Origin of the sequence: Streptomyces sp. NPDC093109 (genome assembly GCF_040701725.1) — a bacterium.
Classification (GTDB): domain Bacteria; phylum Actinomycetota; class Actinomycetes; order Streptomycetales; family Streptomycetaceae; genus Streptomyces.
In genome coordinates this window covers 77,916-101,882 of the sequence record NZ_JBFBEZ010000008.1, presented here as the reverse complement: position 1 = coordinate 101,882, position 23,967 = coordinate 77,916, and the positions used below count along the sequence as shown (strand labels likewise).

Below are 23,967 nucleotides of genomic sequence, written 5' to 3'. Positions count from 1 at the left end.
GCCCCTCCCATGACCCAGGCTCTCGACACCCCCGCGGACCCCGGTCCTGTCGCAGGCGCCAAGGCGCTCTCCGGCATCCGTGTGCTGGACATGACGCACGTTCAGTCCGGGCCATCCGCAACGCAGTTGCTCGGCTGGCTCGGCGCGGACGTGGTGAAGCTGGAGGCACCGGCCGGCGACATCACCCGCAGGCAGCTGCGCGACATCCCGGACGTCGACTCGCTGTACTTCACGATGCTCAACTGCAACAAGCGCTCCATCACCCTCAACACCAAGACGGAGCGCGGAAGTGAGCTCCTCACGGAGCTCATCCGCCGCTCCGATGTCCTGGTCGAGAACTTCGGCCCCGGCGCCGTGGACCGGATGGGCTTCACCTGGGAGCGGATCCAGGAGATCAACCCGCGGATCGTGTACGCCTCGATCAAGGGCTTCGGCGAGGGCCCGTACACCAACTTCAAGGCGTACGAGGTGGTCGCGCAGGCCATGGGCGGCTCGATGGCCACGACCGGTTTCGAGGACGGTCCCCCGCTCGCCACCGGCGCGCAGATCGGCGACTCCGGCACCGGGGTGCACGCCGTCGCCGGGATCCTCGCCGCGCTCTTCCAGCGGGAGCACACCGGGCGCGGCCAGCGGGTCAATGTCGCGATGCAGCACGCGGTGCTCAACCTCTGCCGGGTGAAACTCCGCGACCAGCAGCGTCTGGCGCACGGGCCGCTCGCCGAGTATCCCAACGATGACTTCGGCGACGAGGTGCCGCGCAGTGGCAACGCGTCGGGCGGCGGGCAGCCCGGCTGGGCCGTCCGGTGCGCGCCCGGCGGACCCAACGACTACGTGTATGTGATCGTGCAGCCCGTGGGGTGGCGGCCGGTCACCGAACTGATCGGCCGGCCCGAGCTGGCGGACGATCCCGAGTGGGCGACCCCGGAGGTCCGGCTGCCCAAGCTGGGCAAGATGTTCCAGCTTATCGAGGAGTGGACGGCCACCCTGCCCAAGTGGGAGGTGCTGGAGCGGCTCAACGCCCACAACATCCCGTGCGGTCCGATCCTCTCCACCAGGGAGATCATCGAGGACGCCTCGCTGGCGGCCAACGAGATGGTCGTCGAGGTCCCGCACCCCCGGCGGGGCTCGTTCACCACCGTGGGCTCCCCGCTCAAGCTCTCCGACTCCCCCGTCGACGTGGTCACCCCACCGCTCCTCGGTGAACACAACGCGGAGGTGTACATCGGCGAACTCGGGCTGGGCGAAGAGGAATTGCGGCTGCTGAAGACGGACGGAGTCATCTGACGGTGGACACCACACAGAGCACGGCCGGGACGGACAGCACGGCCGGGACGGACACCACGGCCGGCGCGGGCGGCGCCCTTCTCACCGACGCGGGGCGCAAGACCGTGCGGGCGCTGCTGGACGCGGCGCTCGCCGGGGGCCGCACCTCCCTCACCGCGCCCGAGGGCAAGGCCGTCACGGACGCGTACGGCATCCCCACCCCCGCCGAGGCGCTCGCCGAGACCGCCGACGAGGCCGTGGCACTGGCCGCGCGGATCGGATTCCCGGTCGCGATGAAGATCGTCTCGCCGGAGATCCCGCACAAGACGGAGGCCGGCGGGGTACGGACCGGCCTCGCCTCGGCCGCCGAGGTGCGCGGCGCCTTCACCTCGATCGTCACCAACTCCCGTACGTACGAACCGAACGCGCGGATCCTGGGCGTACAGGTGCAGCAGATGGTGCCGACGGGCACCGAGGTGCTCATCGGTACGGTCACCGACCCCACCTTCGGCAAGATCGTGGCCTTCGGGCTCGGCGGGGTGCTGGTGGAGGTCCTCAAGGACGTCACCTTCCGGCTCGCCCCGGCCTCCGAGGACGACGCGCTGTCGATGCTGGACGGGATCCGCGCGGCGGAGATCCTGCGCGGGGTGCGCGGCGCCGCCGCCGTCGACCGGCGGGCGCTGGCCGGACTGATCGTGCGGGTGTCTCAACTCGCCGCCGACTTCCCGGAGATCGCCGAGGTCGACCTCAACCCGGTGTTCGCGTCGGCGAGCGGGGTGATGGCCGCCGACGTACGGATCCTGCTGTCGGACACGCCGCCGGTGCGGCGGCGCGCGTACAGCCGCGCGGAGATCCTCGGCTCGATGCGCCGGCTGATGAAGCCCGCCTCGGTGGCGGTGATCGGCGCCTCCAACGAGCCGGGAAAGATTGGCAATTCGGTCATGCGGAACCTCATCGACGGTGGATTTCCGGGCGAGATCCACCCGGTGAACCCCAGAGCCGATGACATACTCGGCCGTAAGGCGTACAAGAGCGTGATGGATGTTCCGGGTGAGCCCGATGTGGCGGTCTTCGCGATCCCCGCGAAGTTCGTGCCGGCGGCGTTGGAAGAGGTCGGCCGCAAGGGCGTGCCCAACGCGGTACTGATCCCTTCCGGCTTCGCCGAGACCGGTGAACACGCCCTCCAGGACCGGATCGTGGAGATCGCCGAGCGGTACGGCGTACGGCTGCTCGGACCGAACATCTACGGCTACTACTCCACCTGGCAGGACCTCTGCGCCACCTTCTGCACCCCGTACGACGTCAAGGGCGGGGTGGCGCTGACCTCGCAGTCCGGCGGGATCGGTATGGCCATTCTCGGCTTCGCGCGGACCACCAGGACGGGCGTGTCGGCGATCGTCGGGCTCGGCAACAAGTCCGATCTGGACGAGGACGATCTGCTGACCTGGTTCGGCGAGGACCCGCACACCGAGTGCATCGCGATGCATCTGGAGGACCTCAAGGACGGCCGCGCCTTCGTGACGGCGGCGCGGGCCACCGTACCGAAGAAGCCGGTGGTGGTCCTCAAGGCCGGGCGTACGGCGGCCGGCGCCAGGGCGGCCGGTTCGCACACCGGCGCGCTCGCCGGGGACGACGCGGTCTACGACGACATCCTGCGGCAGGCCGGGGTGATCCGGGCGCCGGGCCTGAGCGAGATGCTGGAGTACGCGCGGGCGCTGCCGGTGCTGCCCACTCCGCAGGGCGACAACGTCGTCATCATCACGGGCGCGGGCGGATCCGGGGTGCTGCTCTCGGACGCCATCGTCGACAACGGCCTCTCGCTGATGGAGATCCCGCCGGATCTCGACGAGGCGTTCAGGCGGTTCATCCCGCCGTTCGGCGCGGCGGGCAATCCGGTGGACATCACCGGCGGCGAGCCGCCGTCCACGTATGAAGCGACGATCCGGCTCGGTCTGGAGGATCCGCGGATCCACGCGCTGGTGCTGGGCTACTGGCACACGATCGTCACTCCGCCGATGGTCTTCGCGGAGCTGACAGCGCGGGTGGTGGCGGAGTTCCGGGCGCGCGGTGTCGAGAAGCCGGTGGTGGCGTCGCTCGCGGGCGATGTCGAGGTCGAGGAGGCGTGCCAGTACCTCTTCGAGCGCGGGGTGGTGGCGTACCCGTACACCACGGAGCGGCCCGTCGAGGTGCTGGGTGCGAAGTACCGGTGGGCGCGAGCGGCGGGGCTGCTGTGACACACCGGCAGCGGCCGGCAGCGGCTTGGGCGGCGGGGCTGTTGGGGGGCGGTCGATGAGCTGATCCCACCCGGGCACGGCACGAAAGTTTTTGGACAGGGGGCGCTGGCCAGTTCTTTCGATGCAAGGGGTGCGAGACCAATGGCAACCACTCAAGTGAATCGCGCCGTCCCCTTCCACGAGGTGACGGACCGCAATGGCAGGGTGTACCGGATCGGTGAGACCGACCGGGACATCATGGGCCGGCCGCGCTGGACGATGGTGCTGTTCCCCTGGATGGGGATGCTCGGCATCAGCTCCTCGGAGTACGCGTTCACCTCGGCGGAGGACACACTGCACGAGGCCCATCTCTGGGACAGCGGACACATCTTCTGGCTGATGGGCGTCTGGATCTTCTTCCAGGCGGCCGTCGCCTTCCCCGCCGGGCAGCTGCGGGAGAGCGGCCGGCTGCCGGCCCGGCACGCCATGCTGCTCGGCGCGCTGGGCACGCTGCTCGGCTATGTCTCGCTCGCCTTCGCGCCGCATGTGATCGTGGCGTACATCGGCTTCGGGATGTTCAGCGGCATCGGCGCCGGTCTGGTCTATGCCACCTGTGTGAATACGGTCGGCAAGTGGTATCCGGAGCGCAAGGGCGGTAAGACCGGCCTGGTCAACGGTGGTTTCGCCTACGGTTCCGTGCCGTTCGTCTTTCTCTTCACCTCGTATCTGGATCTGAGCAACTACCGCGGTGTGCTGGTCTCCGTCGGTGTGCTGTGCTGTCTCGTCGTCGCGGTCGCCGGCTGGTTCTTCCGTGATCCGCCCCGGTCCTGGTGGCCGGTCGGCGCCGACCCGCTCACGGTGTCGGAGGATCCGCGGGTCCGGCGGGCGCTGGCGAAGAACCCGCCGGCGGTGAAGCAGTTCACCCCGCGGGAGGCGGCCCGTACCCCGGTGATGTGGATGATGTGGTTCTGTCTGCTCTGTACCGCGGGCATCAATATCTTCGGCATCGCGTTCCAGGTGCCGTTCGGCAAGGACATGGGATTCGCCGGCGGGATCGTGGCCACCGCCATGTCCCTCAAGGCGATCGTGAACGGTACGGGGCGCGGTGTCATCGGCTGGATCTCCGACCGGTACGGGCGCCGGCACACCCTGGTCCTGGTCTGTCTCGTGCTGGGCGGTGCGCAGTTCGGTGTGCTGGTCTCCGGGACGCTGGGCAGCATGCCGTTCTTCCTCCTCTGCTCGATGGTCTCCGGCTTCGGCGGCGGCGCGATCTTCCCGCTGTTCGCGGCGATGACGGCGGACTACTTCGGAGAGAACAACAATGCCTCGAACTACGGCATGGTCTACAGCTCGAAACTCGTATCGGGCCTGGTCGGGTCCGGTATGGGGGCTGTCGTGGTGGCCGCCTGGGACTACGCGGGCGCGTTCGTCATCGCGGGCAGCATCGGTCTCGCCTCCGCCGTACTGGCGCTGTTCCTGAAGGCGCCGGGGAGGCCCGACCCGCGGAAGATCCGACCCAATCCGAACCCCATCAGCCGGGATATCGCCTGATATGACAGCGGAACCCTTCTCAGGTACGTCCGCGCCGGCTCCGGCCCGGCGCGGACTACCGCGAAATCACCGACTCCCACGGCCGGATCTACCGGGTCGGCGAGTCCGACCGGCAGATCCTCGGTCTGCCCCGCTGGACGATGGTGGCGCTGCCATGGCTCGCCATGCTCGCCATCAGTGTGTTTGCAGTTCGGTGTGCTGTGGGCCGGGGAGATCCGGAACCAGACGCTGTTCCTGGTCTTCGCGTTCCTGTCCGGCTTCGGCGGGGGCGCGCTCTATCCGCTCTTCGCCACGCTGGTCCCCGACTACTTCGGGGAGAACAACAACGCGTCGAACTACGGCATGGTCTCGCTGCTGCTGCGGCAGCCGGGCGGCCCGCCGCGCGGCGTGTGAGCCGTGCGGCGGGCCGCCCTGGTGCGGGTGTGCGCGCGGGTCCGGTGGTGGACGCGGGTCAGCACTTCTCGCGCAGGGAGTGCAGATGCGCCGCCGACTTGCGGGCGAAGGCGATCGAGTCCACCGGCTGGTCGTGCTCCACCTGCCAGTGGTGCGTGCGGCGCCCGTCCCGGGTCTTGTTCACCGCGGAGATGAAGCCCTTGTAGTCGATGTCGCCGTCCCCGACGTCCACCATGCGGTAGCCGTCGCGGGCGGCGATGTCCGCTATGCCGTCCTTGACGTGGAAGAGCGGGTAGCGGTGGGGCTGCTTCAGTACGTAGCGCAGCGGGTCGAAGGGGGCGGGCCGGCCCTCGGGGGTTCTGCTGAAGCGGAACTGGCCGGCGAACGCCCAGTAGATGTCCATCTCCAGATACACGAGGTTCGGGTCGGTCTCGGCGAGCAGCACGTCGTAGAGGCGGACGTCCGGCCGGTCGGTGGCGAAGGAGAACTCCTCGGCGTGGTTGTGCTGGTAGAACTTCAGGCCGCGCCGCCGGGCCGCCTCGCCGTACGCGTTGAAGTCCGCGGCGGCCCGCTTCCAGGCGTCGACGGTCGATCCGTACCGGAAGGGGCCCGAGGCGGTGCCGATGTGTTCGAGGCCGAGGGCCTGGGCGTCGTCGAGGACCTTGGTGAGGTTCTGCGCGAAGCTGTAGGCGTTCGGGTTGTTGTTGTCGTAGTAGTTGACGTGGCTGCCGATGGCCTTGAGGCCGTGGTCCTTGGCGAGCCGCTTGAGCTGCGGCAGGGTGATCGCTCCGGCGGTGCCCTGGGTGTAGCCGGCGAACTCGATCTCGTCGTAGCCGAAGCGCTCCAGCTCGTCGAAGACCTGGGCGAAGCCGAGGGTGGAGACCTTGTCGCGCAGGGAGTAGAGCTGGACGCCGAGCCGGCCGGGGGTGAGGACGGGCTGTCCCTTGCCCTTGGCCGGGCTCGGGCCCCTGCCCGTGCTGTGCTCCGCGCTGCCGTGGGCGGCGGCGGGAACGGCGGATGCGCCTAACACCGCGGCGGCGGAGGCCCCGGCGGCGACGCCGAGCATGCCGCGCCTGCTGAGCCGGTGCGCGAGTTCGGGGTCGGCTGACTTCTTGCGGCTCATAAACGGAACTCCTTATGTCGCTTCTGTCGTGTGTACGCCACTGTCTTCCGTTGGACGCCCCAGTCCGGCAAGCTGGAGGAGCAGGGACTTCACATCGGTGGCCGCCACGCGGTCACCGACGGCACGGGGGGTGGAACAGATGATGAGCGGACCTTCTTCGTCGCTCCTCGGCAGGCGGCCGTGGCTGCCGCGAATAGGCGACGGGTCCAGGGGGACCACCGCGAGCCGGTAGCGCATGCCGAGCTTCTTGCGGGCGATCGCCTTGGCCGCCTTGAGGCGCACATAGGGATCGAGCGGGTCCATGAACAGCTCGACGGGGTCGTAGCCCGGTTTGCGGTGGATCTCGACCAGCTGGGCGAAGTCGGGCGCCCGGTCGTCGTCCAGCCAGTAGTAGTACGTGAACCAGGCGTCGGGTTCGGCGACGGCCACCAGCTCGCCCGAGCGGGGATGGTCGAGCCCCTGGGCCTTCTTGCCCTCGTCGTCGAGGATCTCGTCGATCCCGGGGAGGTCCGCGAGCGCCTCGCGGGTCGCGTCGAGATCCTCCGGCCGGCGAACGTAGACATGGGCCAGCTGGTGGTCCGCGACCGCGAAGGCGCGGGAGGCCATGGGGTCGAGATACTCCATGCCGTCCTGGGTGTGCACCTCCAGGAGTCCGGCCCTGCGCAGCGCCCGGTTGATGTCGACCGGCCGGGAGACCGGGGTGATGCCGTACTCGGAGAGCGCGACGACGGTACGGCCCTGCTCGGCGGCGTCGTCGAGGAGCGGGGCGAGTGCGGTGTCGAGCTCGGCGGCGGCCCGGTGGGAGCGCGGGTCGTCGGGGCCGAAGCGCTGGAGGTCGTAGTCGAGATGAGGGAGGTAGCAGAGCGCCAGATCGGGTCGGCGGGTGCGCAGGAGGTGCCGGGTGGCGTCCACGATCCACTGGGAGGAGACGAGGTCGGCGCCGGGGCCCCAGAAATGGAAGAGGGGGAACGTGCCGAACAGCTCGGTGAGTTCGTCGTGGAGTTCGGGGGGCCGGGTGTAGCAGTCGGGTTCCTTGCGCCCGTCGGCGTAGTACACCGGGCGCGGGGTGACGGTGTAGTCGGTGTCCGCGCCCATGGCGTACCACCAGCAGACGTTGGCGACCGTGTAGCCGGGGTGGGCGCGGCGGGCTGCGTCCCAGAGCTTGTCCCCGGCGACGAGTCCGTTGTGCTGGCGCCAGAGCAGTACGTCGCCCAGCTCCCGGAAGTACCAGCCGTTGCCGACGATGCCGTGCTCGGCGGGGAGCGTGCCGGTGAGAAAGGTGGACTGGGCGCTGCAGGTGACGGCGGGCAGCACGGTGGTCAGCGGCGCCCGGGAGCCGGTGGCGGCGAGCGCGGTGAGTCGGGGCATGTGGCGGAGCAGCTGGGGGGTGAGACCGACGACATCGAGGACGAGCAGAGGGGTGGGCGTCATGGCAGTTCCTTGAGGCCGAGGTCGACCAGCAGATCGCGGGCCAGGGTGAGTTCGGCGGCGATGCCGTCGGCGAGCTGACCGCGTGAGCGCGGGCGCAGCCGGGGCGGGAGCGCCTGCCAGGTGTAGGTCTCGACCTCCAGGTGGCGGGTCAGCGGTACCGGGCCGCCGACGAGCCGGGCCAGGGCGTCCTGGAGCACGGGAAGGGTGGAGGTGAGCGGCGGGGCGGGCGGGGCGTGCAGGGGCACGTGGAAGTGGGCGCGCCAGGGCGTGTCGTCGGGGAGTACGGCGCCGGTGAGGGCCTCGTCGAGGTCGTCGGTGCCGAGCAGTCCGGCGGCGGTGCGGGCGCGGGTCTGGTGGAGGAAGCGGGGTTCGGCGAACGCGGCGAGGGCTTCCCGTACCTCCGGCAGCCGTGGCTGTTCGGCGTGCAGGGCGGCGGAGAGCTGGGCCTTGGGAATGGTGAGGCGGGCGGCTGTCAGCGCGTCCAGTGCGGTGGCCGGGTCTTCGAAGGAGGTGGCGAGATGGCAGGTGTCGACACAGACGCCGATGCGGTGGGAGGCGAGGGCGGTGAGCGGGCCGATGGCGTCGGCGGTGGTCTCGATGGTGCAGCCGGGCTCCGGTTCGAGGGCGATCCTGATGGATTTCCCGGTCAGCTCCTCAAGGGCGTCGAGCCGCTCGGCGAGCGCGCCGAGCGCCGTGCGGGCGGTGCGGTCGCGGTCCTCGGTCCAGTGGGTGCGCCAGCCGAGCGGGAGGGTGGAGACGGAGCCCTCGGTGATGTCGTCGGGCAGCAGGGCGGCCAGCAGCCGGGCGAGGTCTCCGGTGTGGGCGAGGCGCTCGGGGTCGGCCCAGTCCGGCTTGTACACGCGGTACTTGACCTCTTCGGCGCCGAAGCCCTCGTACGGGAAGCCGTTGAGGGTGATGACCTCCAGGCCGCGGCGGTCCAGTTCGGCGCGGAGCCCGCGCAGGGTCACCGGGTCGTTGGTCAGGGCCCTGGCCGCGTCCTTGGCGAGCCAGAGACCGATGCCGAGGCGGTCCCGGCCGAGGCGCCGGCGGACCGGCTCGCAGTGGTCGCGGAGCTGGGCGAGCACACCGTCGAGGTTCTCGGCGGGGTGGACATTGGTGCAGTACGCGAGATGGACGGTGGAGCCGTCGGGGTGGCGGAAGCGCATGTCCGTCTCACTCCCCGCCGCGCAGGACGGAGTTGCCCTCGTGCAGGGCCTCCGGGGCGGGGACGTCGAGCTGGAGACGGCCGCTGAGCCCGTAGAAGGCGACGGGGTTGCGCCACAGGACGGTATCGACGTCGTCCTCGCCGAATCCGGCCGCGAGCATGGCGTCGGCGACCTTGCGGGTCTTGAGGGGGTCGCTGTTGCCCCAGTCCGCCGCCGAGTTGATGAGCACCTTCTCGGTGCCGTGCTCCTTGAGGACGGCGACCATGCGGTCCTCGTCCATCTTGGTGTCCGGGTAGATGGAGAAGCCGAGCCAGCTTCCGCTGTCGGCGGCCTCTTTCACGGTGGTCTCGTTGAGATGGTCGAGCAGGACGCGGTCCGGGGCGAGGGCTGACTCCCGTACGGCGTCGATGGTGCGGCGCAGCCCGGACAGCTTGTCGCGGTGCGGGGTGTGGACAAGGGCGGGCAGTCCGTGGTCGGCGGCGAGCTGGAGCTGGGCGGCCAGCGCGGCGTCCTCGGCGGGGGTCATCGAGTCGTAGCCGATCTCCCCGACGGCGACGACGCCGTCCTTGACCAGATAGCGGGGAAGTTCGTCGAGGACGGGCAGGCAGCGCGGGTCGTTGGCCTCCTTGGGATTGAGAGCGAGGGTGCAGTGGTGGGCGATGCCGTACTGGGCGGCGCGGAACGGCTCCCAGCCGAGGAGCGCGTCGAAGTAGTCGAAGAAGCTGGCCGGCGAGGTGCGGGGCTGGCCGAGCCAGAAGGCGGGCTCCACGAGGGCGCGGACTCCGGCGGCGTACATCGCCCGGTAGTCGTCGGTGGTGCGGGAGGTCATATGGATATGGGGGTCGAAGATGCGCATCAGAACTCCTCGCCGGTCAGGTGTGACGCATGGTGCAGGTCGGCGGGTACGGGACGGCCGGCGGCGGTGCGTTCGGCCGCGAAGTCGGCGAGCATCCGGGCCAGTTCGCCGTCACCGCGGGCGCGCCGAGCCAGGCCGGCGACGGCGTCGAGGGGTACTCCGGTGAAGAGGCACTTCAGGACGGCGTGCCGCCATGCGTGGGCGCCGAGATGGGTGGCGGCGTACGGGCCGACGGCGGCGGCGATCAGCCGGCTGTCGTGGGTGCGCAGGGCGTCCTCGATCAGCGGCAGGGCGTCAGGTCCGGCGACCCGGTGCTCCAGCGCGAGCAGGACGGCGCGGCGTTCGGCGCCGGTGCCCTGATGGTAGAGGCGGGTGAGGGTGCCGGTGTCGGCGGCGGCCGCCCGGAGCAGCAGGGTGCGGGCGGCGTCGGCGTGGTCCGGGCCGCAGTGCCGGCCGGCGGCGGCGAAGCGCAGTTCCCAGGGCGGGACTGCGCCGGGGCCCGCGTCCTGGCCGTCCGGAGTGTGCGGGGACGCGTGTGCGTGGGCCTCGGCGAGGGCGGCGTCCAGCCAGGATCCGGCGTCGTCGTCGAGCAGGCCGTGCAGCGTTTCGCGGGTGGGCGCGGTGGCGGTGGTGTCCGGGGTCATGGTGTCGCTCCCGCCGTGCGGAGGAAGTCCAGGGAGGTGCGGGCCAGTTCGGGTCCCGCGTGCGAGTGCCGGGGCAGTTCGACGACGGTCAGGCCCTGGTAGCCGGTGGCGGCCAGTGCGTCGAGGACCGGCGGGAAGTCGATCTCGCCGTCGCCGAAGGGGAGGTGTTCGTGGACTCCGCGCCGCATGTCCTCGATCTGTACGTGCCGCAGCCAGGGGGCGGCGTCCCGTACGCAGTCGGCGGGCGACGGGGTCTCCAGGCACTGGCAGTGTCCGATGTCGAGGGTGAGGCCGAGTGGGTCGGGGTCGCCGAGGAGGTGTCTGAGCCGGTGGAAGTCGTCGAGGCGGGAGACGAGCTGGCCGGGTTCCGGCTCGAAGGCGAGCGGGATGTCGGCGGCGTCCGCCGCGTCGAGTACGGGGGTGAGGGCCTCTTCGAGCCGTTTCCACGCGGTGTCGGTGTCCGTGCCGGCCGGGACGATGCCGCTGAAGCAGTGCACGGCGTGCGCGCCCAGGTCGGCGGCCACCTGTACGGCCGTCACCAGCAGCGCGGTCCTGGCGGCCCTTCCTTCGGGGTCCGGGTCGAGGAGGGAGGGGCCGTGTTTGCGGCGCGGGTCGAGCACATAGCGGGCGCCGGTCTCCACGGTGACGCCGAGCCCCAGCTCGGCCAGCCGCCGGGCGACGCGCTGGGTGCGGGCGGCCAGTTCGGGGGCGAGCGGGTCGAGGTGCATATGGTCGAGGGTCAGCCCGACCCCGTCGTAGCCGAGGCCGGCGAGCAGCCCGAGGGCGTCGTCCAGCCGGAGGTCGGTGAGCCCGTTGGTGCCGTATCCGAAGCGCAGGCTCATGTGGGGCTCACTTTCCGTGCGAGGGTGCGGGCCGCCGGTACGAGTCCGATGACGCCGAGCGCGACCCCGACCGCCCCGCCGCGCGCCGCGAGCGCCGCCTGGAGCGGGATCATCGCCCGGATGCCCCCGCCGACGGCGCGCTGGGTGAGGGGCGGGGACGGGTTGAGCGCGGCGTGCAGCAGCGGCCGGCCCGCGGTGGCGGCGTATCCGGCGGCGAGGACGGGGGCCGCCAGCCGTCCGGCGGCGAGAACGGGGGCGGCGGCTACCGGGGACGGCCGGCTCGCCAGCGCGCCCAGTATTCCGGTGGCGACCAGTCCGGCCAGTGGTGCGACCGACGAGCCGCCCTGCGCCTCCCGGCGCGAGACGGTGGTGACGGCGACGGTGTGCGCGCCGAGCAGCGCGGCGGACGGCAGCGCGGCGCGGGCACCGGCCCAGGGCCCGGCGGTCACGGCCGGGGCGCCAGGACCGCTCGCCGCCGGCCCGCTCGCCACCGGCCCGCTCGCTGCCACCGCGCCCGCCGCCGCCGTCGTCGCTGTCGCTGTCGCTGTCGCGCCCAGGAGGAGATCCAGTGCCCGTGCCGCGCCCATGGCCACCGGGCCGGCCGGGGTGTGCTTGAGCCAGAGGTCGTAGGACCAGACGGTGGCGGCGAGGGCGGAGCCCACGGCCAGGGACGGGCGGCCGGCGCGGCCGGCCAGCGCCAGGCCGGCCCCGGTCAGGACGGCCGCCGCCGTCAGCGCGGCCCCCGGCGAGATCCGCCCCGAGGGGATCGGCCGGTGCGGCCGGTCGCGGGCGTCCTCCTCGCGGTCCGCCCAGTCGTTGAGCGCCATGCCCGCCTCGTACAGGCACAGCGACGCGCCCACGGCCAGCGCGGTGGCCCGGTTGGGGCGTACCCCCACCCGGGCCGCGCCGGCCAGCGCGTCGCCCGGGACGGTGAACAGGGCGGAGACCCGCAGGAGTTCGGCCCAGGCGCCGAGGCGCGGGCTCATCCGGCCACCCGCAGCCGCTCGCCGAAGGCCAGCAGCTCCCCGTACTGTTCGGCGAGCGCGGCGGGCCCGCCGTCCGGGTCCTTGAAGTAGAAGCCCAGTTCGGGCAGGGGGCCGCTCAGCCCGGCCTCGTGCGCGCGGGCCAGCAGCCGGGCCAGGTCCAGTACGAGCGGCGCGGCGAGCGCCGAGTCGCAGCCCTGCCAGATGGTCTGGAGGATCATCCGCGAGCCGAGGAAGCCGTCGAAGGCGATGTGGTCCCAGGCGGTCTTCCAGTCTCCGAGCGCCGGTACGTCGTCGATATGGACCTCTCCCTCGGGCGCCGCGCCCAGGGTGTCGGCGAGGACGCGCTCCTTGCCCGCGTTCTTGGCCGCCGCCGCGGCCGGGTCGGCCAGCGCCGCTCCGTCCCCGCCGCCCAGCAGGTTCGTACCCGACCAGGCCCGTACGGCCAGGGCCCGTTGGACGAACATGGGGGCGAGTACGGAACGGAGCAGCGTCTGGCCCGTCTTGCCGTCGCGGCCCGCGTGGGGAAGTCCGCGGGCCTCGGCGGCGGCGGTGAGCGGGCCGGTGCGCAGCCCGGTGGAGGGGGTGAAGTTGACGTACGGGCAGCCGGCCCGGACGGCGGCGGCCGCGTACAGCGAGCTGGCGGGCAGCCGCTGCGCGTCGGGGCCGGGGGCGGGTTCGGTGGAGGAGACGTTGACCACCACCGTGCGGGCGACCCCGGTGCGGCGGGTGAAGGCGGTGAGGTCGTCGGCGAAGGAGGCGATGATCTCCTCGTCGCCGCGGGTGTCGCCCGGGTGCGGTCCGCCGGGCCGGATCTCCCGGTCGGCGGCGTCGAGTTCGGCGTGCAGCGCGGCGGGCAGCCCGTGCGGCAGTACGCCGGCCGCGGTCAGCTCCTCCGCGCGCTTGGGCAGGGGGCAGCTCGCGGTGTCGTGGCCGCCGAAGACGAGGGAGGAGAGTGCGGGCAGGCCCGACTCCGCGAAGGGCGGGGTCTCGGTGACCATGCCCGTCGGGGGATGGAGTCCGGCGGTCACCGCCGCGCATCCCGCGACGGCGGTCGTGGCGACGGAGCCGCGCGCCCCGACGAACCAGACTCCGGTGCGGTGGGTGGGCTGTTCGCCTCTCGGCGTCGGGGTGGTGGGCACGGGGGGCCTCCCTGGCGGTACGTGCGGGTGCGAGTGCGGTTTCGGATGGTTCGGGCGCGTATGCGGGTACGCGTACGGAGGTGCATGAGCGGATACGGGTGGTGACGGCGGGCGGGGAGTACGGCGCCTCCCCGCCCGCCGCCGGCTGGTGCCGGGAGGGGGGTTCTAGGAGGAGGGCAGTTCCTTGATCTGGATGTCGCGGAACGACACGTGGTCGCCGGCTCCGTGGTTCTGGAGGCCGATGTGTCCGCTGGTCAGGCTGCGCGCCGGATCGGTGTTGGTGAAGTCGTTGATCTTCACACCGTTGAGGAAGATCCGCAGCCGTTCGCCCTGGACCTTGATCTCATAGCTGTTCCACTGGCCGGGCGGGCGCAGCACCCGGTCCCGGGCCTTGATGTCGGCCGACTTGAAGCCGTAGACGGCACCGGTGGTGCGGTCGGGTGTGTCGGTGGCGTCGATCTGCACCTCGTACCCGTTGTTCACCGCGGACCAGGGGTCCTCGGAGGGCGGGAAGCCCACGAACACACCGGAGTTGTCGTCGCCCTCCGTCTTCCAGTCCAGCTTCAGCGAGTAGGAGGTGAACTCCTTGGCCTGGTACCAGAGCAGCCCCATGCCGCCCTCGGTGCGCAGTTCACCGTCCACGATGTTGAACTTTCCGGGGCCTGCCTGCTTCCAGCCCTCCAGTGTCTTGCCGTTGAACAGCGACCGGTAGCCGGTCTGCGGCTTGCAGTCGGCCTTCACCTGTCCGGCCGCGTACCGCAGTCCGCCGAGCAGGTGCTGCCGGAAGGCCGGTTCGGTGTAGGACTCCTTGGTGTGGCCGCCGCCGGTGTAGAAGGACCGGCCGCCCTGGTAGGTCTGGCACCAGGCGATCGGGTGGTCGCCCTTCATGGTGCCGCCGCGGTAGCTGGTCTCGTCGAGGGTGGCGAGGACACGGACGCGGTCGCGGGGGTTGGTGCGGTAGTTGTACCACTCGTCGGTGCGCTGCCACTCGTCACCGAGGTGCGCGGTGGCGGGGTGGGTCTTGTCCTCGATACGTACGGTGGCGCTCTGGTTCTCCGGGTGGGACTGGAAGTAGGCGCCGACGAGGCCGCCGTAGAACGGCCAGTCGTACTCGGTGTCCGCCGCCGCGTGCACTCCCATGTAGCCGCCGCCGGCGGCGATATAGCCCTCGAACGCCTTCTGCTGGTTGGCGTCGAGGACGTCTCCGGTGGTGGAGAGGAAGACCACCGCGTCGTACCGGGCCAGGTTGCCGGTGGTGAACTGGGCCGCCGTCTCGGTGGAGTCGACGGTGATGCCGGTGGTCTTCCCCAGCTCCTTGAGCGCCGCGACGCCCTCGGGGATGGCGTCGTGGCGGAAGCCGGCGGTCTTCGAGAAGACGAGGACGCGCTTGTCGGTCTTGCCGGGTGCCTTCGTGGAGATCTCGAAGTCGTCGATGTCGAAGAGCGCGCCGGAGCCGCCCTTGAAGACCAGGAACAGTTCGGTGGTCTTCTTCGGTACGGACCTCAGCGGGACGTCGATGTCCTGGAAGGTCTCCCAGCTGCCGGTGACGGGCACGGGCGACGAGCCGAGCAGGGTGCCGGTGGCGGAGCCGGTGCGTACTTCGAGGAAGCCGCCGGCGCCGCCGGAGGAGATCCGGGCGTTGAGTGTCTTCGACCCGGTGAGGTTGTACGGCTTGAAGGAGATCCAGTCGCCGTTGTCGATGTCACCGACGGTCCTGCCGCCGTTGGCCTCGGCCTTCTCGAAGACATTGATGCCGTAGGAGTTGTTGAAGTGCTCGGCCTGCCGGTGGCGCGGCTGGAGCTGCGCCTGGGCGTGGCTGGTGAGCGGGGCCTGGCCGCCGCCTCCGCCGTCGGTGTACTCGGCGTCGATCACGCCGAAGATATTGGCGTTGGGGTCGTGTTCGGTGTCGGCGGGCGCGGTGATCGTGCCTTCGCAGCCGTTGGTGGAGGTGATGGGGTGGCCGTGGTTGTCGTGGCCGAGGATGTAGCGGACGATCACCTTGGCGCAGTCGATCGCGCCGTCCTCCGGGTCGGTGACCTTCACCTTGAACGGGATGGTGTCGCCGAAGTGGAACAGAGTTCCGTCGGCGGGGAGTTCGAGCTTCACGGTGGGTGCGGTGTTGCCGACGACCACCCGCACGGATGCCGTGCCGGTGCGTTCGGTGGAGTCGGTGACCGTGAGGCGGGCGGTGTAGGTGCCGTTGGTGCGGTACTTGTACACCGGGTTTGCCTCGGTGGAGGTGCCGCCGTCGCCGAAGTCCCAGGCGTAGGTGAGCGGGTCGTCGTCCGGGTCGTAGGTGCCGGCCGAGGAGAAGCTCACCTTGAGCGGCGCCTTGCCGGAGGTTCTGTCCGCTGCGGCGGCCGCGATGGGGGATCTGCCGCCGGTGGTGTTCTCGATGCGGTAGAGCGCGGAGTGCTCGTCGCCGCCGAACCAGGACAGGCCGTAGTCGAGGACGTAGAGGGCGCCGTCCGGGCCGAACTCCATGTCCATGACCTGGGTGCCGGTCCACGGGAACGGGTTGATCCCGTTCACCGTGCCGTCGTCGTCGTGCTCGATGCGCTTGATCCACTGGCGGCCGAACTCGCCCGCGAAGAAGTCGCCGTCGTACGCCTCGGGGAACTTCACCGGGGAGTCGAGATCGGCGTCGTAACGGTAGACCGGGCCCGCCATGGGTGACTCGGATCCGTTGCCGAACTCGGGCACACTGCCGCCGTCGTAGTCGATCCAGGCGGGCTGGGCGGGCGGCAGGTCGACGAGTCCGGTGTTGTGCGGCGAGGTGTTCTTGGGGGCCGCGCAGTCGAAGGCCGCGCCGGACGCCTTGGTGGCGAAGTCGTAGGCGATGTACGGCTCGTTCTTGCCGACGCAGTACGGCCAGCCGAAGTTGCCGGCCTCGGTGACCCGGGCGAACTCGACCATGCCGGACGGTCCCCTGGTCGGGGACGCGGCGCCCGCGTCGGGGCCGTAGTCACCGACGTACACCACCCCGGTCTGCTGGTCGACGGAGATCCGGAAGGGGTTGCGGAAGCCCATCGCGTAGATCTCGGGCCGGGTCTTCGCGGTGCCGGGGGCGAAGAGGTTGCCCTCGGGGACGGTGTACGAGCCGTCGTCGGCGACCTTGATGCGCAGGACCTTGCCGCGCAGGTCGTTGGTGTTGCCGGCGCTGCGCTGGGCGTCGAACGCGGGGTTGCGGTCGGGCCGTACGTCGATCGGTGTGTAGCCGTCGGAGGCGAACGGGTTGGTGTCGTCGCCGGTCGAGAGGTAGAGGTTGCCGTCCGCGTCGAAGGCGATGTCGCCGCCGACGTGGCAGCAGGTGCCGCGGGTGGCCGCGACGTCGAGCACCTTCTTCTCGCTGGCGGTGTTCAGGGTGCCGTCCGCGTTCAGGGTGAAGCGGGAGAGCCGGTTGTATCCGTCGAAGGGGGCGAAGTCGGCGGCGGTGCCGTTGTCGGGCGCGTCGCCCGCCGGGGTGTCGAGCTTGGGCGCGTAGTAGAGGTAGATGGCCCGGTTCTCGGCGAAGCCGGGGTCCACACCGACGCCTTGGAGGCCCTCCTCGTCGTGGCTGTAGACGTCCAGCCGACCGGAGACCGTGGTGTCACCGCCTGCGTCGGTGATCCGCAGTGTGCCGTCGCGCGAGGTGTGCAGCACCCGCCGGTCCGGCAGGACGGCGAGCGACATCGGCTCGCCCACCTCGTCGGCGCCCTTGGCGAGGGTCACCTGCTGGAAGCTCTCCGCCGAGGCGCTGTCCGAGGCGGTGGGCCCGGGGTCGGCGGCGGTGGCGGGTACGGCGGCGAGGCTCGATCCGGCGAGCACGGCGCTCGTCAGAAGGGCGAGGAGAGTTACGGCTCTTGGGCGTTTTCTGTGCACGAAAGTCCTCCACGGGTGGGCTGTTCGTACGTGCGGGCTGTCGAGCGCGGTCCGACGCGCTCACACCACCGACGTGCGCCGTCACGCCGTGGTCATCTGACACCGATCGCTCATTTGTCCTGTACAGATCAATGCTTCACCATGGACGGTAGCCGCGTTTGTCCCGGGCCGAAAGCCCTTGCGCACGGGTTAAGTTGTGCTTTCTCCCGACCCAGGACAAAGAAGGCGTTACTCCCCGCCCCCGAAGGCCGCGTCGAAGGACGCCGCCGGCGGCTCGAAGTCGAAGCGCTTCAGATGGGCCAGCGCCTCCGGAGCGCCGGCCAGCCGGTCCATGCCGGCGTCCTCCCACTCGACCGAGATCGGCCCTTCGTACCCGATCGACCGCAGCATCCGGAACACGTCCTCCCACGGCACCACACCGTGCCCGGCCGAGACGAAGTCCCAGCCGCGCCGCGGGTCGCCCCAGGGCAGATGGCTGCCGAGGCGGCCGTTGCGGCCGTCGAGACGGGTGCGGGCCTCCTTGCAGTCGACGTGGTAGATCCGGTCCCTGAAGTCGTAGAGGAAGCCCACCGGGTCGAGGTCCTGCCAGACGAAGTGGCTCGGGTCGAAGTTCAGCCCGAACGCGGGCCGGTGGTCCAGCGCCTCCAGCGCGCGGTGCGTGGTCCAGTAGTCGTACGCGATCTCGCTCGGGTGCACCTCGTGGGCGAAGCGCACACCCTCGGCGTCGAAGACGTCGAGGATCGGGTTCCAGCGCTCCGCGAAGTCCTCGTACCCCCGGTCGATCATGCCCGGCGGCACCGGCGGGAACATCGCGACCAGGTGCCAGATGGACGAGCCGGTGAAGCCGATGACGGTGTCCACCCCGAAGGCGGCGGCGGCCCTCGCGGTGTTCTTGATCTCGGCGGCGGCGCGCTGTCTGACGCCTTCCGGTTCGCCGTCGCCCCAGATCCGGCCGGGCAGAATGCCTCGGTGGCGCTCGTCGATGGGGTTGTCGCAGACCGCCTGGCCCACCAAGTGGTTCGAGATCGCCCAGCACTTGAGGCCGTACTTGTCGAGCAGTTGGTGGCGCCCCTCCAGATACGCCGGGTCGGCGAGCGCCTTGTCGACCTCGAAGTGGTCTCCCCAGCAGGCGAGTTCCAGCCCGTCGTAACCGAAGTCACGGGCGAGCCGGCACACCTCCTCCAGGGGCAGATCGGCCCACTGGCCGGTGAAGAGGGTGAACGGGCGTGGCATACGGTTCTCCTCCTGCTCGTGGTGTGCGGACGCTACGCCTGGGGCGCGGCCGGCGGCGGTACGGGCGTGTACACGGCGTTCTTCGCCGCGCTCTCCTCCACGGCGGCCAGCACCCGCTGGACCTGGAGCCCGTCGGCGAAGGACGGTGCCGGGTCGGTCCCGGCCGCGACCGCCACCACCAGATCGCGCGCCTGGTGGACGAAGGTGTGCTCGTAGCCGAGCCCGTGGCCCGGCGGCCACCACGCCTCCAGATAGGGATGCTCGGGCTCGGTGACCAGGATCCGGCGGAAGCCGGCCGTGGCCGCGGGCTCGTCGTGATCGTGGAACGACAGCTCGTTGAGCCGCTCCAGATCGAAGGCGAGCGAACCGCGCTCGCCGTTGATCTCCAGCCGCAGCGCGTTCTTGCGGCCGGCCGCCATCCGCGTCGCCTCGAAGGAGGCGAGCGCGCCGGAGGCGAGCCGGCCGGTGAACACCGCCGCGTCGTCCACGGTCACAGGACCGTACGCGCTGCCCGCCGCCCCCGACAGGCCGGCGCTCGCACCGCTGAGGACCGGCCGCTCCCGTACGAAGGTCTCCGAGAGCGCGGAGACCCCGGCGATCGGCTCCCCCGCCAGGAACTGCGCGAGGTCGACGATGTGCGCCCCCAGATCCCCCAGCGCGCCCGACCCGGCGCGTTCGCGGTCCAGCCGCCAGGTCAGCGGGGCCGCCGGGTCGGCCAGCCAGTCCTGGAGATAGGTGACCCTGACATGGCGCAGGGTGCCCAGCCGGCCCGCCGCGATGAGCTTCCTGGCGTACGAGATGGCCGGTACGCGGCGGTAGTTGAAGCCCACCATCGCCAACTGGCCCCGGGTACGGGCCGCTTCCGCGGCCCGTACCATCGCCTCCGCCTCGCCCACCGAGTTGGCGAGCGGCTTCTCGCACAGGACGTGCTTGCCCGCCTCCAGGGCGGCGATGGCGATCTCCGCGTGACTGTCCCCCGGTGTGCAGACGTCGACCACCTGCACATCGTCCCGCTCGATGAGCCGCCGCCAGTCGGTCTCGGCGGCGGCCCAGCCGTGTTTCGCCGCCGCCGCCTCCACCGCCGTCCGGTCACGGCCGCAGACCGCGGCGAGTACGGGCCGCATCGGCAGGTCGAAGACGTGTCCGGCGGTACGCCACCCCTGGGAGTGGGCGGCGCCCATGAACGCGTATCCGACCATGCCGATTCCGAGAGCCGGCGGTGGGGCGGCTTTCGGGTCCGGCGCTTCCGTGGGACTGGGGGTCATCCGGGTAACTCCTCGTCATCTCGCTCGGTGGGGACGGCCCGGCCTCGCGGCCGGTCGGGGCCGGTCAGCGGAAACCGGTCGGGAGGTACTGGTCGACGTTGTCCTTGTCGACCACGGCGGAGTAGAGCGTGACCGAGGCGGGGATCTCCAGCTCCGCCAGCCCGCTGACGCCCTTGGCCTGGCCGAGGGCGCGCGCCAGGTCGATGGCGGAGGCGGCCATGGTCGGCGGGTAGAGGACGGTCGCCTTGAGCACGCTGTTGTCGGCCTTGATGGCGTCCATCGCGGACTTGGCCCCGGCGCCGCCGACCATCAGGAAGTCGTCGCGGCCCGCCTGCTGGATGGCGCGCAGCGCACCCACGCCCTGGTCGTCGTCGTGGTTCCAGAGCGCGTCGAAGGAGGACTGCGCCTGGAGCAGCTGGGCCATCTTGGCCTGGCCGGACTCGACGGTGAAGTCGGCGGCCTGACGGGCGACCTTCTTGATGTTCGGGTAGTTCTTCAGGGCGTCGTCGAAGCCCTTGGTGCGCTGCTGGGTCAGCTCCAGGCCGTCGATCCCGGCCAGCTCGATGACCTTGGCGTTCTTCTTGTCCTTGAGCTTCTGGCCGATGTAGTTCCCGGCGCTGACGCCCATGCCGTAGTTGTCGCCGCCGATGTAGGCACGGTACGCCTGCGGGTTGGAGAAGATCCGGTCGAGGTTGATGACCGGGATGCCGGCGCGCATGGCCTTGAGGCCGACCTGGGTGAGCGCCTTGCCGTCGGCCGGCAGGATCACCAGGACGTCGACCTTCTTGTTGATCAGCGTCTCGACCTGGCCGATCTGCGCGGCGATGTCGTTGGAGCCCTCGGTGATGTCCAGCGTCACCTCGGAGTACTTCTTCGCCCGTGCCTTCGCCTGCTCGTTGATCGCGTTCAGCCAGCCGTGGTCGGCCTGGGGTCCGGCGAAGCCGATGGTGACGGCCTTGCCGGGCTTGTCGCCGTCGGCGGCGGGCTCGGTGTTGGCGGAGGTCTCCGCGGCGGCGGGTTCGTTGCTGGTGCAGGCGGTGAGGAAGGCTCCGGCGGAGAGGGCGGCGGTGCCGAAGAGGAGTCTTCTGCGGCTGGTTTCTGGCATGACGGTTCAACCCTTCGAGTAGGGCGGGGGGTGCGGGTGCGGGGCCGGACGGGGTGTCAGGCCTCGCCGTTGCGCAGCGTGCGGCGCTGGACCAGTACGGCGGCGACGATGATGGCGCCCTTGGCGATCTGCTGGACATCGCTCTGGAGGTTGTTCAGAGCGAAGATGTTGGTGATGGTGGTGAAGACGAGGACACCGAGGACGGAGCCGACGATCGTGCCGCGGCCACCGCTGAGCAGGGTGCCGCCGATGATCGCCGCCGCGATGGCGTCGAGTTCGTACAGGTTGCCGTTGGTGTTCTGGCCCGAGCCCGCCAGGATGATCAGCAGGAAGGCCGCGATGCCGCAGCAGAGCCCGGAGAACAGGTAGAGGTAGAGCCGCTGGCGGCGGACGTCGATACCGGCGAGCCTGGCGGCCTCCGGGTTGCCGCCGACGGCGACGGTGCGGCGGCCGAAGGTCGTACGGTTCAGGATCAGCCAGCCGGCGACCGTGACGGCCGCGAAGACCAGCACGAGCGGCGGGATCCCGAGGACGTACGAGTCGGGGACGCCGAGGTCGAGCACCGACTGGACCTCGACGATCTGGGTCTTGCCGTCGGTGATCATGAGCGCGAGGCCGCGCGCCGAGGCGAGCATGGCGAGGGTCGCGATGAACGGCACCATCCCGCCGTACGCGATGAGTACCCCGTTCACGAGCCCGCAACCGAGCCCCACCAGGACGGCGGTGAAGAGGATGCCGGCGAAGCCGAACTCCTGGGTGGCCAGCGTCGTCGCCCACACCGAGGAGAGGGCCACGATCGCGCCGACCGAGAGGTCGATGCCGCCGCTGGTGATGACGAAGGTCATGCCGACGGTGACCACACCGATGACGGAGGCCTGGGTCAGCACGAGCTGGAGGTTGTTGGTGTCGAGGAACTGATCCGGCTTGGTGATGCCGCCGACCACGATCAGCGCGGCGAGCACCCCCAGCAGGGAGAGGTTGCGGACGTCGAGCCGCAGCCCGAGGGCGCGGGGCCCACCGCTCGGCCGGCCGGACGTGCCGGACACACCGGACGTGGCGGGTGCGGCGCGGTCCGCGGGTGCGGCGGACCTGGGCTCGGCGGGTGTCGCGGCCGGTTCGGACGAGGCGGCCGAGCCGGGCCCGCCCCGCCGCTCCTCGGAGGCAGGCGGTTTCATGGCGTCGGGCTCCCTTCCATCACAAGATCGAGTACGCGGTGCTCGTCCAGCTCGCGGGCGGGCGCCCGGTGGACCACCCGGCCCTCGCGCAGGACCAGCACCCGGTCGGCGAGGCCCAGAACTTCGGGGACCTCGCTGGAGACGAGCAGGACGGCGAGGCCCTCGTCGGCCAGCCGCCGGATGACGGCGTACAGCTCGGCGCGGGCACCCACATCGACCCCGCGCGTCGGTTCGTCGAGCAGCAGCACCCGGCAGCCGCGCAGCAGCCAGCGGGCGAGTACGGCCTTCTGCTGGTTGCCGCCGGAGAGGGTACGGATCCGGGCGTCCGGGTTGTCCGGGCGCAGCGAGAGTTCCCTGGTCGCGGCCTGGGCGGCGGTCCGTTCGGCCGTACGGTCGAGCCAGCCCGCGCGGGCGAAGCGCGGCAGCGAGGACACCGACACGTTGCGGGTGACCGATTCGAGCATCAGCAGCCCCTGGGCCTTGCGCTCCTCGGGGGCGAGCCCGAGTCCGGCGCGCACGGCGGCGCGCACACTGCCGGGCCGCAGCGGGACACCGTCGACGAGGACCCGGCCCGCGGTGGGTTTGCGGGCGCCGTACACCGTCTCCAGGATCTCGGAGCGGCCGGAGCCCACGAGCCCGGCCAGGCCGACGATCTCGCCGGGCCGCAGTTCGAGGTCGACGGGCGCGAACTCCCCTTCCCTGGCGAGCCCTTCGACGCGCAGGACGGGTTCGGGGCGCGGGTCGCCGGGTGCCGGCGGGGCGGGCCGCTCGGGGAAGACGTACTCGACGTTCCGGCCGGTCATCAACGCGACGACCTCGCGGGTCGGGGTCTCCTTCGCGGGCAGGGCGACGGCCACGGTACGGCCGTCCTTGATGACGGTCACGCGGTCGCCGATGCGCCGGATCTCCTCCAGCCGGTGCGAGATGTAGATGACGGCCACTCCGTCGGCCGTGAGGGTGGCGACCGTACGGAAGAGGTTGTCGACCTCGTCGGGGTCGAGGGCCGCGGACGGCTCGTCCATCACGATGAGCCGTACGTCGTGGGAGAGCGCGCGGGCCATGGAGACGATCTGCTGCTGGGCGGCGGAGAGCGAGCCGACGAGCTGGTGGGCCAGGATCTCGGAGTGGCCGAGGCGGGCCAGCAGCGCGGTGGCCGCTGTTCTGGCCTCCCGGCCCCTGACGACGAATCCGGCGGTGGTCGGTTCATGGCCGAGGAAGATGTTCTCCGCCACCGACAGCCCCTCGACCAGGTCGAGTTCCTGGTAGATGGTGGCGATGCCGAGCCGCATGGCGGCGATGGGCGATTTCAGTGTGACGTGCTCGCCGCGCCAGGTGATCACACCGTCGTCGGGCTGGTGTGCCCCGGCGAGGACCTTGATGAGTGTGGACTTCCCGGCGCCGTTCTGGCCGAGCAGACAGTGGACCTCACCCGCCGCGACCTCCAGGTCCACCCCGTCGAGGGCGCGGACGCCGGGGAAGGTCTTGGTGATGCCGGACATGGTGAGCAGTGGGGTGTCGGGTGGTACGGGTGGTGCGGGTGCCATGGCGTATCCCCTCGGCGGACGCGGCCGGTGAGCGAGCAGGGCGAACAGGAGGCAGGGCAGGCAGGAGGCAGGAGTGGGCGGGAGGCGGAGTGAGCGGGGCAGGACGGAGCTGTCGTACGGGGGCGGCTCGGTGCGGATGGCGGCTCGTGCGGCTCGTACGGTTCCGGGGCGCGGCAC

At 71.1% G+C, this 23,967-nt stretch carries 17 protein-coding genes and 1 pseudogene; 4 read left to right on the top strand and 14 right to left on the bottom strand.

What is annotated here, in order from left to right:
- The first annotated feature begins 9 nt into the window (after positions 1-9).
- The 4 genes and pseudogenes from frc to AB0389_RS10835 all read left to right on the top strand — a co-directional run.
- Positions 10-1,284 carry a formyl-CoA transferase gene (frc, locus tag AB0389_RS10850; RefSeq protein WP_366395000.1) on the top strand — a complete coding sequence of 425 codons (1,275 nt, stop codon included), beginning with the start codon at positions 10-12 and terminating at the stop codon, positions 1,282-1,284.
- 104 nt (positions 1,285-1,388) lie between these two features.
- On the top strand, positions 1,389-3,497 hold the full coding sequence (locus AB0389_RS10845; RefSeq protein ID WP_366395100.1) for an acetate--CoA ligase family protein: 2,109 nt from the start codon (positions 1,389-1,391) through the stop codon (positions 3,495-3,497).
- A gap of 141 nt (positions 3,498-3,638) precedes the next feature.
- Positions 3,639-5,027 carry an OFA family MFS transporter gene (locus tag AB0389_RS10840; protein WP_366394999.1) on the top strand — a complete coding sequence of 463 codons (1,389 nt, stop codon included), beginning with the start codon at positions 3,639-3,641 and terminating at the stop codon, positions 5,025-5,027.
- A gap of 186 nt (positions 5,028-5,213) precedes the next feature.
- Positions 5,214-5,420 (top strand): annotated as a pseudogene (locus tag AB0389_RS10835) (hypothetical protein); the annotation flags it as partial.
- 58 nt (positions 5,421-5,478) lie between these two features.
- Here the strand turns inward: AB0389_RS10835 and AB0389_RS10830 are convergent.
- From AB0389_RS10830 to AB0389_RS10765, 14 genes are all read right to left on the bottom strand, one after another.
- Positions 5,479-6,543, bottom strand: a complete 1,065-nt coding sequence (locus AB0389_RS10830; RefSeq protein WP_366394998.1) for a sugar phosphate isomerase/epimerase — start codon at positions 6,541-6,543, stop codon at positions 5,479-5,481.
- Positions 6,544-6,555: 12 nt separating this feature from the next.
- Positions 6,556-7,974: a nucleotide pyrophosphatase/phosphodiesterase family protein gene (locus AB0389_RS10825; RefSeq protein WP_366394997.1), complete on the bottom strand. Its 1,419-nt coding sequence runs from the start codon at positions 7,972-7,974 to the stop codon at positions 6,556-6,558.
- Positions 7,971-9,140, bottom strand: coding sequence for a metabolite traffic protein EboE (gene eboE, locus AB0389_RS10820; RefSeq protein ID WP_366394996.1), 1,170 nt, complete (start codon positions 9,138-9,140; stop codon positions 7,971-7,973). Before eboE ends, AB0389_RS10825 begins: the two co-directional genes overlap by 4 nt.
- 7 nt (positions 9,141-9,147) lie before the next feature.
- Entirely contained in the window at positions 9,148-9,996 is an 849-nt protein-coding gene (locus AB0389_RS10815; RefSeq protein ID WP_366394995.1) for a TatD family hydrolase, read from the bottom strand.
- Complete coding sequence (locus tag AB0389_RS10810; RefSeq protein ID WP_366394994.1) at positions 9,996-10,640, bottom strand: EboA domain-containing protein; 645 nt, start codon at positions 10,638-10,640, stop codon at positions 9,996-9,998. Before AB0389_RS10810 ends, AB0389_RS10815 begins: the two co-directional genes overlap by 1 nt.
- On the bottom strand, positions 10,637-11,482 hold the full coding sequence (locus tag AB0389_RS10805; RefSeq protein WP_366394993.1) for a sugar phosphate isomerase/epimerase family protein: 846 nt from the start codon (positions 11,480-11,482) through the stop codon (positions 10,637-10,639). The genes AB0389_RS10810 and AB0389_RS10805 overlap by 4 nt, the downstream gene beginning before the upstream one ends.
- A complete protein-coding gene (locus tag AB0389_RS10800; RefSeq protein WP_366394992.1) occupies positions 11,479-12,468 on the bottom strand; it encodes an SCO3242 family prenyltransferase in 990 nt (329 codons plus the stop codon). The genes AB0389_RS10805 and AB0389_RS10800 overlap by 4 nt, the downstream gene beginning before the upstream one ends.
- Positions 12,465-13,607 carry an inositol-3-phosphate synthase gene (locus AB0389_RS10795; RefSeq protein WP_366394991.1) on the bottom strand — a complete coding sequence of 381 codons (1,143 nt, stop codon included), beginning with the start codon at positions 13,605-13,607 and terminating at the stop codon, positions 12,465-12,467. The genes AB0389_RS10800 and AB0389_RS10795 overlap by 4 nt, the downstream gene beginning before the upstream one ends.
- Positions 13,608-13,772: 165 nt before the next feature.
- On the bottom strand, positions 13,773-17,468 hold the full coding sequence (locus tag AB0389_RS10790) for a ThuA domain-containing protein (protein WP_366394990.1): 3,696 nt from the start codon (positions 17,466-17,468) through the stop codon (positions 13,773-13,775).
- A 228-nt stretch (positions 17,469-17,696) separates the two neighbouring features.
- Complete coding sequence (locus AB0389_RS10785; RefSeq protein ID WP_366394989.1) at positions 17,697-18,701, bottom strand: sugar phosphate isomerase/epimerase family protein; 1,005 nt, start codon at positions 18,699-18,701, stop codon at positions 17,697-17,699.
- A 32-nt stretch (positions 18,702-18,733) separates the two neighbouring features.
- Entirely contained in the window at positions 18,734-19,966 is a 1,233-nt protein-coding gene (locus AB0389_RS10780; RefSeq protein WP_366394988.1) for a Gfo/Idh/MocA family oxidoreductase, read from the bottom strand.
- A 64-nt stretch (positions 19,967-20,030) separates the two neighbouring features.
- Positions 20,031-21,071 carry a substrate-binding domain-containing protein gene (locus tag AB0389_RS10775; RefSeq protein ID WP_366394987.1) on the bottom strand — a complete coding sequence of 347 codons (1,041 nt, stop codon included), beginning with the start codon at positions 21,069-21,071 and terminating at the stop codon, positions 20,031-20,033.
- 56 nt (positions 21,072-21,127) lie between these two features.
- Positions 21,128-22,246, bottom strand: a complete 1,119-nt coding sequence (locus AB0389_RS10770; protein ID WP_366394986.1) for an ABC transporter permease — start codon at positions 22,244-22,246, stop codon at positions 21,128-21,130.
- Complete coding sequence (locus AB0389_RS10765; RefSeq protein WP_366394985.1) at positions 22,243-23,790, bottom strand: sugar ABC transporter ATP-binding protein; 1,548 nt, start codon at positions 23,788-23,790, stop codon at positions 22,243-22,245. The genes AB0389_RS10770 and AB0389_RS10765 overlap by 4 nt, the downstream gene beginning before the upstream one ends.
- Between the last annotated feature and the right edge of the window lie 177 nt (positions 23,791-23,967).